The organism is Mesorhizobium abyssinicae (assembly GCF_049887195.1).
GTDB classification, from domain to species: Bacteria; Pseudomonadota; Alphaproteobacteria; order Rhizobiales; family Rhizobiaceae; genus Mesorhizobium; species Mesorhizobium abyssinicae.
Genome location: NZ_JARAKC010000007.1, coordinates 207,663 through 222,782, shown reverse-complemented (window position 1 = coordinate 222,782; position 15,120 = coordinate 207,663). Strand labels below are relative to the sequence as shown.

The following is a 15,120-nucleotide window of genomic DNA, read 5'->3' as shown; positions in this document are numbered from 1 at the left end:
AATTGCTTTGAGCAGCGGAGCTTGACCTTAGCTTCCGATTTGTGACGCTGCCGACATCAGCTCCCGAGTGTTCGGGGCGCCGAACAGGCCGCCATCGAGGACCTCGTTGGAGGCCCAGCGAACGACGCCATCGCGGTCCAGCAGGAACTGGCCGACGAGCTGCCCTATGCCGGTTGCCATCATCTGGTGATCCGCTTCAGTGATGTCGTAGCCGTCTTTCTTGTTCAGATATTCGAGCGCCGCAAAAGGGTCCATCGGTTCCGGCATCTCGTCCGGCAATTCGACCCGTATCGACCTCACATCGCTCATCGAAACCTTTTGCGGCCATGCGCTCTCGTCTTCGGTGATCTGCATATTCGGCAACCCAAAGGCGCGGTGTGAAGTCCGCTCCGGATCGGATGCCGCGAGGCCTAGCATCGGATGGTAGCGGAGATAAAGGCGCGCCCGCTCGACAGGTGTGTTTACCACCGTCAGGCTTTCGATGCCCTTCGCATTGAGGGCTGGGGTGAGCTGCGAAAGTATGGCGATATGGCGCCTGCAAAAGGGGCAATGCAAGCCCCTATACAGTCCGACCAGCACTGGTTTCTCGCCTCGGAAATCGTCGATGGCGATCTTGCCCTCGCGGGTAATCGCGTCGAGCACGAAATTGGGCGCCGTTTCGCCAAGTTGCAGCGGGCCTATGTTGAGACGTTCTGGCATGCTGATCCCTCCTCCCGGGTCGATTCACGACGGATGTGCGGGCGGGTGGCTTGAGCCCATCTGCGGCACATACGTCCTTGGGCATGCTGAAATGGCGGTCGGCCTCAGTTAGGTCGGCGTCGATAGTCCAATTATAGCACGGAGTGGGCGGACGCTAAGGCGTTCTTACGGAGGGCCACGCTTACCAGATGGCGCTGGTGTCCGCTTTAGCCCGGTTGCCAGCCTAAGCCCCGTAGATTGACCGTCCGATATATATCTGAAGCCGAGACCTGCAGGTCTGCTGACGGCTTATCTCAGCCGTTGTCGGCGCAAGCTTGGCGCCCAATTAGCTCCGGCTATCCAGTTCCACGGCGAGATGACCCGGGTGACGCTGCGCTGGGTGATCTTCGGCACGCCGGCGGGGGGATAGAGCAAAAGCCGGCTGCTCAAAGCTGCAGTCTCGTCGCTCTCGGCGGCGCCGCGAATCTGTGCTAAGCGCCGCTCAAATCAATCAAAGGACGACAGCTGTGAACGAACTCACTGTGGCCGAGGCGACCGAGAACATCTACGCCTCACTCCGAGCGGACAATGCCGACATCGATGCACATATCGCGACACTCAAGGCGGCGCTGGCACGAGAGGGGAAAAAACAGGCGGTGTTCGATCCGGCCAAATTGGCGCAGAGCAACCGCTCCGGTCGCAAGTTGATGCAGGCCTATTTTCGGCAACGCGGCGTGAGCGTGAGCTTTTCGGAGTAAGTCTGCTCGCGCCTCTATCTCGTTCATCGACTGCGTAGCCTGATTGGCCGAAGTGAACGACAGTTCTGCACCTCATATCGTCATTCCGGAGGTGGGTCCGCTCTCTGACGCCGGACATTGGCGCGGTTGAGACCGGCACGCCTTTCGCGCAAGCAGGCACTGTTCCCCACCCGATCCACCGCGAACTGCTTGCCATGAAAAGAAATGGTTAAGTTCGGGCCCTGCTTGCTTCGCCCCTACATTGTTTTCAGATCAGTCCGTCTTTAGATTTGCTGCTTAAGATGGCTGCGTTCACGGAAAGGGCGTCGAAGTGCGTTTCATCCTTCTGTTGTCGTTTCTCGCTTCTCTCGCGTCGTCGACCGTTTTGGCGAAGGAGGTCTATCACAACGTGGCCAGCCGAGATTCGTTGTATCGCGCCAACATACTCGGCCGCATGATGAACGCTCTTACGCTACACAAAGAATTTGACGATAAATGCGATTTGGTTCCACTGATAGATATTAAGGCATTGGAAAATTACTACAAAAAGCTGACTTGGAGTCTTAGCCCTTCAGATATCACACTGGTACAAAAAATCTACTTCGACGCCCAAAGCACTTGGAGCGTCAAAGACGGCGGGATACCCGGAGAAGAGTGTGATGACCTGGGCGCTGAAATTCTTGATTTCGATATTGGAACCTCGAATCCCCGCGAAGAGATGCTAAGTCTACTCGATGCGACGCCGCGTGGCAGTTCACAGTATAAAATCCACGCAGCAGCGGTGGCATGGGGTGGATATCTCGGGGCTTCCATTACCTGTCCAGACTACTCTGTCAGTTCGGTCGCCGTGAATAAGATCCAAGAAAGCAATAGGGACGAGTTCCGAATTCCGTACCTATTGGCACTGATGGCCGCCGTTAAAGCTCCTCCTGATTGTCGAGATGTAGAGCCTTTCGCACGTGATGGCGGTGTGTATCGCGCTAGAAAGAAGTGAGAAGACCTGAGCCTACGCGTTCGTCCCATGGCAGCCCGGCCGCAGTCTATGAGCTGTTGGAGCTGGCGAGAGGTGGAGTCAAGCTGGGTGCAGTGAGGCGCAGGCGCGGCCTTCAGGACCGCGCGGCTTCCTCCGAAACCCATTTGCGGAACGCAGCGATAGGACCAGTTCCCCGGTGGTGATCTCCTCGTGGAGCACGGAGAGGTCTCCGATCGCGACGCCCTGGCTCATGGCCGCGGCGCGATAGGCCATATCGGCGCTGGGAAAGGCCTCACATGAGTTCAAATCGAGAAGATTAGGCGCGAATTGCCCAGCCCAAACATTCCAATCGTGCCGATCAGGCGTTTCATGCAGCAGGTTATGGTGAACCAGGTCGGCAGGACAGGTTAGTGGCACGCGATGACCCACCTGGCCGGTCCGGCGGTTCGCCGTGCTGACGTCGCGTGCAGGCAATCTTAGGTACTATGTGGCAAGATTGGCTTCCCACTACCGGCAAGCCGATCCCGAGACCCAATGCACCCATCTGAACGGCTCAGATTCTGGAGCGAGCGACTTGCGGACGATGTTTCGCCTCGCGCCATGCTGGCCAGCATCTCCGACGATGCGAGCAAGCGCCTGGTCGCATTGCGAGCGGCGATGCGCGCCTTCCCTGGAATTGCACGCATTGGCGATGGGCCCTGGGGATTGGGGCGCGAAATAGAGCTTCCCATTCGCTTGCATTCAATCCGGGCAATCTTCGTCACCTGGAGCGAATTCGTATTCGATGGTGTTCGCAACGATGCGCGGCGTGAGGCCTTCGAGGCCCTTGCGACGCCGCTGGCCAAACTCGACGAGGCGCTTCCCGACTTCTACCAGCGCAATATAATAAGCAGCGACTATGCCGTTGCTGCCTGGCAGGACGCGACCGAAGCTGCTCGAAGGGGAGTTTCGCTTGTCGAAGCGATTGCGGCGCTGGAATTTCGCCACCTCGCATTCGATCGGGACCGCTCCTATCGGGATTTGCTCGACACGCTCAGCATATACGGTCCGACCGGACGCGATGACATGGCCAGGTGGCGGGCGGCGCAACGCGTCGCCATAGCGGCGGATTGCGCTGTCCTGCGAGAAGGCGAGATGACAAGATCGGAACTTGCGCTTGCTCCGCTTTGGCCTGATGCGACCACAGCCGCCCTGGAAACCAATCTCACGATGAGCCTGAGTTTCAAAAACGCGCAAGATCTGGGCCATGGCATTGAGAAGTGGCTACGCGAGCGCAAGGACGGTTCCCTGATCCTCGGCATGGGCGTTGAGCAAGCGCGAGAGCGCGTCGTGCGGACGGCGAATCTCGCCTGTTCATTCTGGGAAACCCGGCCCGCTACCGACGCGTGCCATGCTTTCGACTATTGCCTGCACGGAGATTTGCAGAACCCGACCTGGGGCAGCGAGACAAGCCGCCGACCCTGACTGCCGCAGTGCGATGAGTGATAGAACAAGCGGACGGTGTCCGTGCGACCGCAACGCTTCTGCCGTGCGGTCCCACTGGCAAATCGACAACGCATTCCCGCACACGTCTCGCAGCAAATTTGCTATGCATATGCGAGGGAGAAGGGGGAAACAGATGAAACACGATTCTGGCTTGCCGTCAGACGCGACGCCCCTAACGCAAAAGCAAAGTAAGATCTCGTGTCGTCTTCAGATGTAACGGGTTCATCCAGCCACGCGGGCTGGGGATTGGCTGCAAAGCTGTTTACAACCCTCGTCCTTCTTGGCGCCATCGCGGTCATGGTCAGCGGGGCGCTCGGTTACTTCCGCGCCCGCGACGCTCTCGAAAAAGCAGTCTTTGACCAACTCACGGCCGCTCGCCAGACCAAGACGCGCCAGGTTGAAAACTACTTCCGCACGATCCAGGCGGAACTGCGACTGCTTGCGACTTCCAAGATGGTGGTCGATGCGACACGCGAGTTCCGGACCGCGGTCGAGCAACTCGACCGGGCAGGCGCGCCGCCTGAGCTGCGGCAGAGGGTCGGCGATTGGTACGCTGAGAACTTCATCCCCGGAATGACGCGCACCCTGGGCAGGGAACCAGCCCTGTCGGACTACCTGCCGGTCGATGGTGCCCCCTACGATCTGCAGTATCACTACATTGTGGAAAATCCGAACCCCGCGGAGCGGCGCAAGCTTCTCGACGACGCCGGCGACGGAAGCGAATACTCCAGGCTGCATGCCATATATCACCCATTGATGCGCGCTGCGGCTACCACGGTGGGCTTTTTCGATCTCATGATTGCCGACCCCAAATCAGGTCGCCTGATCTATACGGTCGAGAAGGAGGTGGATTTCACCACGTCTCTTCAGTTGGGTCCGTATCGCAGCGCCAACGTCGCGGCTGCCGTCGCCCGCTGCTCGCAGATCGCAGACCCGTCAGCCATCTGCCTCGTGGATTTCGCCTCTTATGCGCCGTCAGGCGGCGCGCCGATCGCCTTCATGGCAGCACCGGTGATTGCCCAGGGCGCCGTCATCGGCGTGCTGGTCGCGAAACTGTCGAATGATGAGATCGACAGCGTTGTCACCGGCAACCGCCGCTGGCGGCAGGAAGGGTTCGGCGGCACGGGTGGGGCCTATCTCGTCGGACCCGATTATCTGGCGCGCTCTGGCCCGCGGGCATTCTACGAGAACCGGGATAGCTTCTTCGCCGACCTCAGGTCCGTCGGCGCCTCGGAAGAGGAGATCGCCGCCATTCAGCGTTACGGGACACCAGTGCTGCATCAGCGCATTGACACCGAGGCCTCCCGTGCCGCGCTCGCCGGTGTCGAGGGCACGGGCGAGATCATCGGATACCGTGGCGTCCCAACGCTCGCTTCATGGGGACCGCTCGCGATTTCCGACCTCAAGTGGGCTCTCGTCGCCAAGGTCGACAGCGCCGAGGCCTTCGCACCGATCGCCGAACTCCGCCGGGATCTGTTGCTCGTCGGAGGACTGGCGATGCTTGTGGTCGCGGCCACCGCCGCCTGGCTTTCGCGCGCGCTGCTCGGACCGCTCCGCGATCTCACTGCCGGGGTGAAACGCTTCTCTGCCGGCGACTATGCGACCAGCGTGCCGGTCCGCACGCGCGACGAGATTGGCGAACTCTGCTCGGCCTTCAATGGCATGGTTGAGGATCTGCGCCAGAAGAATGTCGTGATCGAGAACAAGAACCGCGAGAATGAGCAGCTGCTGCTCAACGTCCTGCCGGCACCGATCGCCAATCGGCTGCGCGCTGGCGAGGAGAGGATCGCCGACGGCTTCGCCGAGGTCACGGTCGCCTTCGCAGACCTGGTCGGATTCACGGCCCTGACATCGGAAATGCCGCCGCACGATGTCGTGATGTTTCTCAACGGACTCTTCACGCGCTTCGACGTTGCCGCCAGCGATCTTGGCATCGAGAAGATCAAGACGGTGGGCGACTCCTATATGGCGGTGTGCGGCCTGCCCGTGCCGATGGCCAACCACGCCGAGCGCATGGTCCGCATGGCCATCCGCATGGTCCACATTACCCGTGAGCATGCGATGGAACACAACGTCTCGATGAAGCTCAGGGTTGGCGTCAACAGCGGGCCAGTTGTCGCCGGAGTCATTGGGAAGAGTAAGTACATCTATGATTTATGGGGTGACACAGTGAACCTGGCGAGCCGCATGGAGTCTGGCGGAGTTCCCGATTCTGTTCAGGTAACGCGCCCCGTCTACGAACAGCTCAAGCACCAATTCGTCTTCGAGCCGCGGGGCGCCATCGAAGTCAAAGGCAAGGGAAAAGTGGAAGCCTGGGTGTTGAGGTTCTAGTCGCGGGGGGCAGCTCCGATGGTGTTCATGCGTTCAATGAGCCGATCCAAGATCAAGGCCACAAATGGCAAAGTGGCTGCTTTGGGGACGCGGCGGAAATGTTGCCGACGACCGGCATGAGGTCCGAAGTCGCAATGCCTTGTCGCGCTCACCCCGCAAAAGCGGACGGCCGGCTTCCGGCCAACTGCGGCATTTTCCACTTTGAGGCGAAATAGTTCTCAACTATGGTTTGCCAGCCTAAAGGCATGGGGGATTGCCGATGGTTTTATCACGCAGGGGTGTCGTGACCGGTGGCCTGGCACTGGTCGCGGTCGGTGCAACCGGCAATGCTGTTCGAGCCGCGGCGGCAAAATCCTTTTTCGCCGGGTACCGCCATCGACAACAATTTTGTCTATCGCAAGACCAACTTCGCCAAGATCGACAAGAGATGGCATCGCCAGATCGTCAAGTATTTCAGCAGCGAGTCGGTCGGCACCGTCGTGGTCGATACCCGCCACCACTTCCTCTACCTCATCATGGAAAACAAGACCGCCATCCGCTACGGCGTCGGCGTCGGCAAGGAGGGCTTCAAATGGTACGGCCGCGCGACGATCGACCGCCGCGCGCTCTGGCCGCAATGGGTCCCGCCCCCCGAAATGGTTAAGCGCAGGCCGGAGCTACCGGCCATGATCGCAGGCGGCGCGCCCAACAATCCGCTCGGACCGCGCGCGCTCTATCTGTATCGCGACGGCGCCGACATCGGCTACCGCCTGCATGGCACGCTGGAACCGTGGAGCATCGGCACCGACGCTTCCAGCGGCTGCATCCGCATGTTCCCGGAAGACATCATCGACCTCTACCAGCGGTGCCCGATCGGCACTGCGGTGGAGGTCCTGCCGCACATCGCCGACCAGGCGCCCGCTTCCACCACTGTCGAATGATGGCGCACCATGAACCGGATGATTGAAAACACGCGTCGGCTGCTCGCCGCCGGCCTGCTGGTGGTGGCCGCATCCTGCTCGACCAGCAACACGCTGGCCCCTTCCACGCCCGACGTCACCAACGCCGAGATTGCCGGCTTCCAGAACGTGCAGCCGGGCAGCGAGGAAGATTTTATCCTCAATGTCGGCCGCCGCACCTTTTTCACGAAAGGTTCGGCGGAGCTCGATTCTGTCGCCAAGACCACCCTCGACACCCAGATCGCCTGGTTGGCAAAGTATCCGCGCTGGCTGCTCAAGCTGCAGGGTTTCGCCGACGATCCCGGCGCAAGCGAAACGGCGCTGTCGCAGCAGCGCGCCGATGCCGTGATGAACTACCTCGCCGCCGGCGGTATAGACCGCAACCGCATGTGGGCCAAGGGCTACGGCAAGGACAGGCTGGTCCGCGACTGTCCCGACACCGCCTGCAGGTCGCAGAACCGCCGCGTTGTGTCCAATCTGCGCGACGAGAGGGACGACTCGTAGGGGGCAGTTTTACCTGTCACCAAATCAGAGCCTCACAACGCGACGGAATTTGCCCGTCGTGGCACTCCTGCCTGTATCATCCACCGCCGCCCGCATTGGCTTCCGGCATGACCTGCAGCAACGGTTGCGGTGATACTGCGATCTCTCCCGTGAAGGGCCGGTCGTGGGCGAGAATTAGCAGAACGGATGCCGCCACGCCGGTCGCAAAACTTCCAAGAGCGATCGCCGATGCCATTCGGTTGTCACTATGGACGACCGCGATCGCGAGAAGAGCACAGAAGGCTTGCAGGATCAGGCAGGCCCACTTCGTGGGGTTGACCTGTGCCGAGCTGACGAGAACCCGTTGGCGACGCGCCTCGAAGGCGTCTTCAAGCGCCCTCGTCATCTCGCGCTGCGCGATCTCCTGGCCGGGATTGCCTGGCGCCAAAGCCAGCGTCGTCCGCAGCGCCTGGTGAAGCGGCGGCGGGATTATGGTGAGGGTCGCCGCGCTCTCGGCCATCAGCGGCCACTCCTGGCTCGTCGTTTCCTCGATATAGCTGCGCACCAGCGCCCGTAGGCGCGCCTCGGGCTGCCCTGGAAAGCTGCTCGCCAGAACCACGACCGACCGCAACGCACTGGCCTCACGATTGACTGCCGCATTGGCGCGATCGTTGTCGCTCCAGACCTGAGCCGCGGTGAACGCCACAAATAGGCCAAAGATGATCCCGAGCGGCGGCAACATGCCAGGCGAAAGCGCCTTGAATGACCGCGCCGTGGAGCCCGCAGACAGAGCGGCGATGACTTGGTGCAAGATCAAGGCGACGATATAGGTGGCCCCGAACACTACGACAGCCATCCAAGCGAGTGGAAGAGTATGCAACCAGCCACTCATAGTAGCCCCTGCCCTATCCTGAGAATTCGTCGTCAGGCGTTTGTAAGGCCGTCATTCCGCTCGTGGCAATGCCACTGTGTTCCTTCGTGTCGACAATCTCTACGCATGGCAGCGAGTGTCAGCTTTGCGCCTAATCTCGGTCGTCGCACGGATCCTGCCCGCACCCCAATAGCAGACATCTGAGTGAACAGGCGAAGGTGAGGGGCGTTTGCGCCCTCAACGGACATTGATCGATGAAACCCACGGGCATTGCCCTCATAGTCAAAAGACGAGCCTATATCTGACGAGAGCAAGCCGGCGATCCAAAGGATGCGCCCTTTAGTCGGGAAGGCCAGCCTTGCGGTAGCCTTCGACGAAGCGCTGGAGCACTTCCTCGTCGTCGAATGGCTGTGATGTTGCCCAGTGCCCGATGCTGAAATGGGGATCGCTCATCAGGAAGAATTCCGCCTCTTGACGAGCTTCATCAAGGCGCCCGAGCTGCGCAAGGGCTGCCGCTAAGATGCGCCGCGACGTGGTGCGGTAGGTTTCCGGCCTGCGTAAGGCCTCGACCGCAGATTGATAGTCGCCGAGCGCATAATAGGCTTGACCGGCCATCCAGTAGTACCATCCCGGAGGGTGCGGATTGAGCCGCAACGCCCGCTTCACAAATTCGACGCCCTTGACGGCGTCGCCCCTTAAGGTGATGAGATCCGAGCGCATCGCCCAGGCATCGGCATGATTGGGATCGAGCTTGAAGGTCGCTTCGAACTCAGCATCCGATTCCGGGAAGCGCCGTTCGTGACTAAGTATGATACCCAGCAACCAGCGGTTCCCGGCATCGTTAGGGTCGAGCGCCACTGCCCGCTGAGCTTCCGCGAGGGCGCGAGGCTGGTTGGTTTCCCTCGGCTCGTTCCAGAACAGCCAGCCGAGCCAAAGATTGAGGGCCAGCAAGCTATGTGCTTCGGCATAGTCGGGATCGAGTCCGATCGCCTTTTCCAGGAGGGTGCGCGCTTCCCGCGCGCCTAACCCGGTCTGAAAACTGACACCGCGGGCTCGCACACAGAGGTCATACGCTTCGAGACTCGTCGGCCGTTTGCGCGCCGGCTGTCCGGCCAATCGACCGACGAGGGCTTCGACGATCTTGGCCGTGACCTCATCCTGCACTGCAAAGATATCCTCGAGGCTGCTGTCGTAACGCTCGGCCCAGATATGATCGCCGCCGACCGCGTCGATCAGCTGCGCATTGATGCGCACGCGCCCCGCGGCGCGCCGGGCGCTGCCTTCAATCACATAGCGCACCCCAAGATCACGCGCGGCCAAACGCACATCGACCGACCGCCCCTTGTAAGCAAAGGTCGAGTTGCGCGCGATGACGAAGAGGCCGGCTGAGCGAGACAGGTCGGTGATCAAGTCTTCGGTCAAGCCGTCGACAAAGGTTTCCTGCTCCGGATCGTTGCTCATGTTGGTAAAAGGCAAGACCGCGATCGAGGGCCTGTCGGGCAGTTCCAGCGATGCCAGTCGCCCTACCGGAGCCGCTCTCGGAAGCTGCAGGTTCACGCGATAGCAGTATACCGGCTCGGCTATGTTCTTCACCCGCTGCTCGCCCATGGGCTCGAACGCAAACGCTAGCTTCTGCCTAACCTCCTTGGACACCTTCTCCGAAACGCAGATGCCACCGGGCTCGGCGAGTTGTTGGAGGCGCGACGCCACATTCACACCCTCGCCATAGCGATCGTCCCCTTCGACGATCACTTCCCCAAGGTTGATTCCGATCCGGACTTCGAAGCGCTGGTCTTCGGCGACGCTCGCGTTACGTTCCGCCATGCCGCGCTGAAGCGTGACCGCGCATTCGACTGCATCTACCACGCTGCCGAACTCCGCCAGCAGGCCGTCTCCCATCAGCTTGAAGATTCGCCCGTGTCGCGTCTCGATTTCCGGCTCGAACAGCTCTTTGCGGCCACGTTTCAGCCGATCGAAGGTGCCCGCTTCATCCGCCTCCATGAGCGCCGAGTACCCTACGACATCGATGGCAAGGATGGCAGCGAGCTTCCGCTCCATGTTGAGCCCCAGTCAAGATTCGCGACACGCAAGCCGCGGGCCCGAGGGACCGGCGCCTCCAGCGTGCCCTCACCGGTCTATCATACCACAGATCACGCTTCTTGAGGCTATGACTCGCGCGACGCCTTGGCGATCCCTGCCGCAGCGCCACTGACGAGCGGGTCCCACCTTACCTGCTGCTTGTTCGCGGCAGTTGCCCCGCAATCGGACAGTGACGGCTTCGGGTCCAATTCAGGACCTTAGCTCCATCGGTTAAAATGTCCGCTATTCGCTTCGCATACAAACGCCAGAACGGCCTTTCCGCGTCTCGATAATCGCACGTTTAGGGTCGCCTTTGACGCGGATCCGTTCAGTTTCGCATGCCGAAGGAACCGCGGCTTTGCGCTGCATGTCGGCCGTATAGTTCACCTTTGCATTTCCTGAAAGCTGACGTGCAGCGACTGCACTCGCGACCTGGTGATGCCAAGTGAAGGTCTAACCGACGAACGGAAATGCAGAGCCGTCTTACCCGATTGGATCCACCATCGCCTGTGACAGGCGGGTGAACCGGTGGAATGGCCACAGAAGAAAAGGGCAAATGAGGAGGGCGGCAGCGCCCAGGTCGAGCGCGGCCGTCGCGGTGCCAGCCCAAACGGCAAGCCTGCCGCCGATCGCTGGCGCGGCCAGCATGCCGGCATAGTAGACGGTGTAGAACACTCCCATCCCGATCGATCGCGTCCTTTGATCGAGCACGCGCGTGGGCAAGCTCATGATCGCGCCGGCCGGCAGGCCGCATACGATCCCCGTGGCGATGATGAGGGGCAGCAATGGTCCGTTCCGCGACAGAAGGAGCATCAGCATTGCGAAACCCGCACAGCCTAGAGTGAGAATCGCACCGCCCCGTCTGGTGCGATCGACCAGCAAGCCACCCAGCGGGACTGAAAGCATAGCCAGCCAAAGCACGACACTGATCGCCGAGCCTGCCGCCGCGTTGGACCATCCGCGATCGACAAGCATCTCGGGACCGAAGCTGAAGACCATTGCGAAGCCGACATTGTAGAGGCACCAGATCAGGCCGGCGGTGACCAGCGCATAGCTTGTACCGGCTGAAATGGCCAAGCGCGCTATTCTCCCGGCATGTGACGCCTCCGGGGCGCGATAGACGAAGGCCATGAGGCCGATGCCAACCATAATCAGAACCGAAACGGCAAGGCCGACTGCGGCCATCCCGAACGTCGTCCCGATTGCCGGCAGCAGCATGAGAGCGATGGCGATACCCGCTGGCCACGAGTTGATGTAGATAGCCATCGCGGTTGCGATCTCCCGGCCGGCAAACCAGTCGGCGACCATCTTGGTCATCAGGACATTCAGGAGGACACCGCCTGTGCCGCCGATCAGTCGGCCACCGATCTGCAGGCTCCAGGATGTCGAAGCCGTCGTCAGCATTTCACCCGCCAGCATCATCAGCAGGCCGGCGAGAACGGTCGACTTGTCGCCATGGCGCTGGCCGATCGTCGCGCCGGGCAGGGCCAGTGCGACCCCCGGCGCCAGATAAAGGCCGATCAGAATCCCGATGTCGGCCAGGCTCGCCCCGAGGCTGTCGCCGACAAGGGGCGCGACAGCGGCAATGCTCTGAAATTGAAAGGCCATTGCGGTGCGGGCGACGAACAGGACCGCAAGGATTGTCCAGCGACTGCGCACGGTTCCCCCCACGGAGCCCGAACTAGCCAGGCCGTATGTTTTGGTTCAACCGGAAGAAATTGGTCGGGTCGTATTGCTTCTTGATGGCGACGAGGCGCGCATAATTTCCGCCGTAAGCATCCCGCACGCGCTCGTCGCCCTCATCGCCGAGATTGTTGGCATAGACACCGCCGGTGGAGAATGGTCTGACCGCGTTCCACAACTCGCGCGCCCAGCGGATGTTCGCCTCGTCATCGGCCGGATTGTCCCAGATGGCGATCGGGAAGCAGTCAAGGGCCGCGTCGCGGTTGGCATAGGGCGAGTGTGACGCGGGCACGCGAGCGATCGCGCCGCCGACCTGCTGGAAAACCAGCAGGGACGAATGATTGGGAGCCCTCGCGTAACTGCCGAGCAGCGCCTCGATCGCACCATCGCTGATCTCGCGCAGGAACTGCGCCTTCCAGTAATAGCGCCGCCCGCGCGGAAAGAGGCTGTCGCCCGCCGATTGAATCTGGAGATAAGGAACGGCCTGAAGGCGGCTGTCGATGGGCGATCCGAATTGCATCAGCGGCGCGATGACGGATTCGCCCGCTTCGGGCGACCCGACATAGCAAGCCGAGATATTGAAGGCGCGGTCACCCGAGGGCAGCGTGACGAGCGCGGCGTCGACGCTCACCTCGTCCGGGGCGCCGCGGGAGAATCTGTCGTAGAACCGCATGGCCTCGCGCGCATGATCGTAAGCATGAAGCACCGAGCCCACGAGAAGCGACGGGCCGATCGGGTGCAGCCGGTATTCGAACCTCGTCACGATGCCGAAATTACCGCCGCCGCCGCGTAAGGCCCAGAACAGGTCGGGATGCTCAGTGGCGCTTGTTCGCAACAGCTGTCCATCGGCCGTGACAATTTCGGCCGCGATCAGATTATCGCAGCTCAGGCCGTGCTTTCGTCCGAGCTTGCCGAAGCCTCCACCGAGCGTGAGGCCGGCAATACCGGTGTCGCCATTGACGCCCATGGTCGTCGCAAGACCATACGCTTGTGTGGCAGCGTCGAGCTCGCCGAGGGTCAGACCAGCCTCGGCCCTGGCGATGCGACGCTCAGCATCGACCGCGATCGTCTTCATGCGGGACAGATCGATCACCATCCCATCGTCGCAGACGGACAGACCGGCGACGTTGTGGCCGCCGCTGCGAACCGCCACGAGGCAGCCTTGCGACCTGGCATAGGTCACGGCATGGACGACGTCATCGGGATCGGCGCAAAAGACGATTGCGGCGGGACGTTTGTCGATCGCCCCGTTCCAGACCCTGCGCGCTTTGTCGTAGGCAGCGTCCTTCGGCAATACCAGTTCGCCCCGTAAGCCTTGGCGGAACTGTTCGATCGCCGTGATCGAGGAATCGGATCGGCCCGATGGCACGTCGGTCTGTCGCGGAAGCTCCATCCTTGCTGTCCTCGGTTCCAACAGGACCACGGTCTCATAGCGTCCGGCCTTCTGCAAAAGCGAAATTCTTAGCTACTAGGTGAGAGGAATTCATCTACACTGGCAGCATGAGGAACACTCCGCCGCTCCGCGCCTTGCATGCCTTTGAGGCCGCTGCCCGGCACGGCAGCTTCAAGGCCGCGGCGGTGGAGCTCGGCGTGACCCCGACGGCGATCAGTCACCAGGTCCGCCTGCTGGAAGAGATATGCGGCCTGAAGCTGTTCCAGCGCCGACCGCGCCCGCTCGCGCTGACGAGCGCGGGAGCGCGCCTGTTCCCGATCCTGCGCAACGGCTTTGATATTCTCGCTGGTTCCCTTGCCGCGGTCGCCGACTCGGATGTTCAAACGCCGTTGCGGGTGACAAGCCCGAACGCTTTCGCGAGCCGCTGGCTCGTGCCCCGGTTGCCGAAATGGCGAGAGGTCAACCCGGCCGTGCCCCTGGAGATCATCGGCACGGACGCGCTGCTCGATCTGCGCGCCGGCGCCGCCGATGTGGCGGTCCGCTACACACGGCGCCCGCCTTTGGGATTTGCCGCGCAAGAGCTGTGCCGCGATTCCTTCTTTCCGATTTGCAGTCCGCGATTGCTGGCAGGCGATGGGCGGCCGGTCGAGCGTGCCGCCGACCTACTGCGCTATCCGTTGATCCATTTTGACTGGATGAACCGGGATCCGGACGCTCCCACCTGGCGCCGATGGCTGGCAACGGCGCGTTCAATCGATCCGGACCTGATCCCGGACAAAGCCTGGGATTTGAGCTTTCGCGAAGAGCTGCATGCGATCGATGCAGTTGTCGCCGGGCAAGGCATTGCAATCTTAAGTGACGTCGTGGTTGGCCGTGAACTGGAAACTGGCACGCTCGTCAAAGCCCATCCATTGTCCTTGCCGGGCTACAGCTTCTATGTCGTATGGATAAACCACAGTCAGCGATCCGCGGTGATGGAGTCTTTCCTGGCGTGGATGAGAACCGTGATCTAACGGCTGGCGCATGCGGTTGCATGGATGGGTGAGCTTCAGATCTACTTAGGCGATCCGCAAGCGGCACTGATAGCTTGTGGCGCGGCCCTCCGTATAAATCCTCGTCCACCCGGTTGGTATTTCTGGATCATGGGAATAGCGCAGATTTCCTCCGGTCACTATGAAGAAGCTGTTGCTTCGTTGAGCCGGGAAGAAACGTACGGGACGGGTTCGAGGGAGCACTTGGTTCCCGCGCTTGCCCTTGCCGGTCGCGTTCCTGAGGCAGAGGAGGAAGCCCGCCTATTTCTTGCGGGCAATCCAAATTGGAGGGTCGGTGATTTGGTGGCGAACTCACCTTTTAAGAGGCCGAGTGATGCGCAGCCGTTCGTTGATGGCTGGCGTCTGGCGGGCTTGCGGGACTAGATGGCGCTTGAAGCGGATTGAAATCGGTAAGAAGTTTTCCGTCTGGACAATTCG

Annotated in this window: 12 protein-coding genes and 1 pseudogene; 7 read left to right on the top strand and 6 right to left on the bottom strand. The window is 61.2% G+C overall.

Annotation, left to right across the window (positions count from 1 at the left end; translation table 11 throughout):
• Window positions 1–27: 27 nt before the first annotated feature.
• Entirely contained in the window at window positions 28–699 is a 672-nt protein-coding gene (locus PU724_RS17805) for a peroxiredoxin-like family protein (protein WP_354423188.1), read from the bottom strand.
• Between the two features lie 506 nt (window positions 700–1,205).
• On the opposite strand from PU724_RS17805, the gene PU724_RS17800 reads away from it, so the two are divergent.
• Entirely contained in the window at window positions 1,206–1,436 is a 231-nt protein-coding gene (locus tag PU724_RS17800) for a hypothetical protein (protein WP_127283060.1), read from the top strand.
• A gap of 310 nt (window positions 1,437–1,746) precedes the next feature.
• Window positions 1,747–2,409: a hypothetical protein gene (locus PU724_RS17795; protein ID WP_354423185.1), complete on the top strand. Its 663-nt coding sequence runs from the start codon at window positions 1,747–1,749 to the stop codon at window positions 2,407–2,409.
• 78 nt (window positions 2,410–2,487) lie between these two features.
• Here the strand turns inward: PU724_RS17795 and PU724_RS17790 are convergent, their stop codons facing one another.
• Window positions 2,488–2,805 (bottom strand): LysR substrate-binding domain-containing protein, encoded by a 318-nt coding sequence (locus PU724_RS17790; RefSeq protein ID WP_354423334.1) that lies wholly within the window; start codon window positions 2,803–2,805, stop codon window positions 2,488–2,490.
• 183 nt (window positions 2,806–2,988) lie between these two features.
• Between PU724_RS17790 and PU724_RS17785 the strand changes: the two genes are divergently transcribed.
• The 4 genes and pseudogenes from PU724_RS17785 to PU724_RS17770 all read left to right on the top strand — a co-directional run bounded on the left by PU724_RS17785 (window position 2,989) and on the right by PU724_RS17770 (window position 7,646).
• On the top strand, window positions 2,989–3,852 hold the full coding sequence (locus PU724_RS17785) for a hypothetical protein (protein ID WP_292168842.1): 864 nt from the start codon (window positions 2,989–2,991) through the stop codon (window positions 3,850–3,852).
• A 267-nt stretch (window positions 3,853–4,119) separates the two neighbouring features.
• Entirely contained in the window at window positions 4,120–6,204 is a 2,085-nt protein-coding gene (locus PU724_RS17780) for an adenylate/guanylate cyclase domain-containing protein (protein WP_354423183.1), read from the top strand.
• A 259-nt stretch (window positions 6,205–6,463) separates the two neighbouring features.
• Window positions 6,464–7,124: pseudogene (locus PU724_RS17775) on the top strand (L,D-transpeptidase).
• Window positions 7,125–7,133: 9 nt separating this feature from the next.
• Window positions 7,134–7,646, top strand: coding sequence for an OmpA family protein (locus PU724_RS17770; RefSeq protein ID WP_127283065.1), 513 nt, complete (start codon window positions 7,134–7,136; stop codon window positions 7,644–7,646).
• A gap of 76 nt (window positions 7,647–7,722) precedes the next feature.
• On the opposite strand, the gene PU724_RS17765 is transcribed toward PU724_RS17770, so the two are convergent.
• The 4 genes from PU724_RS17765 to PU724_RS17750 form a co-directional block, all read right to left on the bottom strand.
• On the bottom strand, window positions 7,723–8,481 hold the full coding sequence (locus PU724_RS17765) for a bestrophin-like domain (RefSeq protein ID WP_426213432.1): 759 nt from the start codon (window positions 8,479–8,481) through the stop codon (window positions 7,723–7,725).
• A 354-nt stretch (window positions 8,482–8,835) separates the two neighbouring features.
• Window positions 8,836–10,554 carry an adenylate/guanylate cyclase domain-containing protein gene (locus PU724_RS17760; RefSeq protein ID WP_127309192.1) on the bottom strand — a complete coding sequence of 573 codons (1,719 nt, stop codon included), beginning with the start codon at window positions 10,552–10,554 and terminating at the stop codon, window positions 8,836–8,838.
• Between the two features lie 504 nt (window positions 10,555–11,058).
• Window positions 11,059–12,234 carry an MFS transporter gene (locus PU724_RS17755; protein WP_127283068.1) on the bottom strand — a complete coding sequence of 392 codons (1,176 nt, stop codon included), beginning with the start codon at window positions 12,232–12,234 and terminating at the stop codon, window positions 11,059–11,061.
• Between the two features lie 22 nt (window positions 12,235–12,256).
• Window positions 12,257–13,651 carry an FAD-binding oxidoreductase gene (locus PU724_RS17750; protein ID WP_127283083.1) on the bottom strand — a complete coding sequence of 465 codons (1,395 nt, stop codon included), beginning with the start codon at window positions 13,649–13,651 and terminating at the stop codon, window positions 12,257–12,259.
• Between the two features lie 134 nt (window positions 13,652–13,785).
• Here PU724_RS17750 and PU724_RS17745 point away from each other — a divergent pair, with 134 nt between their 5' ends.
• Window positions 13,786–14,664, top strand: a complete 879-nt coding sequence (locus PU724_RS17745; protein WP_245478145.1) for a LysR substrate-binding domain-containing protein — start codon at window positions 13,786–13,788, stop codon at window positions 14,662–14,664.
• Window positions 14,665–15,120: the final 456 nt, after the last annotated feature.

Coding starts and splice junctions, on each gene's coding strand:
- PU724_RS17760 (WP_127309192.1), bottom strand. CDS start 10,554: ATGGAGCGGAAGCTCGCTGCCATCCTTGCCATCGATGTCGTAGGGTAC.
- PU724_RS17750 (WP_127283083.1), bottom strand. CDS start 13,651: ATGGAGCTTCCGCGACAGACCGACGTGCCATCGGGCCGATCCGATTCC.
- PU724_RS17770 (WP_127283065.1), top strand. CDS start 7,134: ATGAACCGGATGATTGAAAACACGCGTCGGCTGCTCGCCGCCGGCCTG.
- PU724_RS17765 (WP_426213432.1), bottom strand. CDS start 8,481: ATGGCTGTCGTAGTGTTCGGGGCCACCTATATCGTCGCCTTGATCTTG.
- PU724_RS17785 (WP_292168842.1), top strand. CDS start 2,989: ATGCTGGCCAGCATCTCCGACGATGCGAGCAAGCGCCTGGTCGCATTG.
- PU724_RS17805 (WP_354423188.1), bottom strand. CDS start 699: ATGCCAGAACGTCTCAACATAGGCCCGCTGCAACTTGGCGAAACGGCG.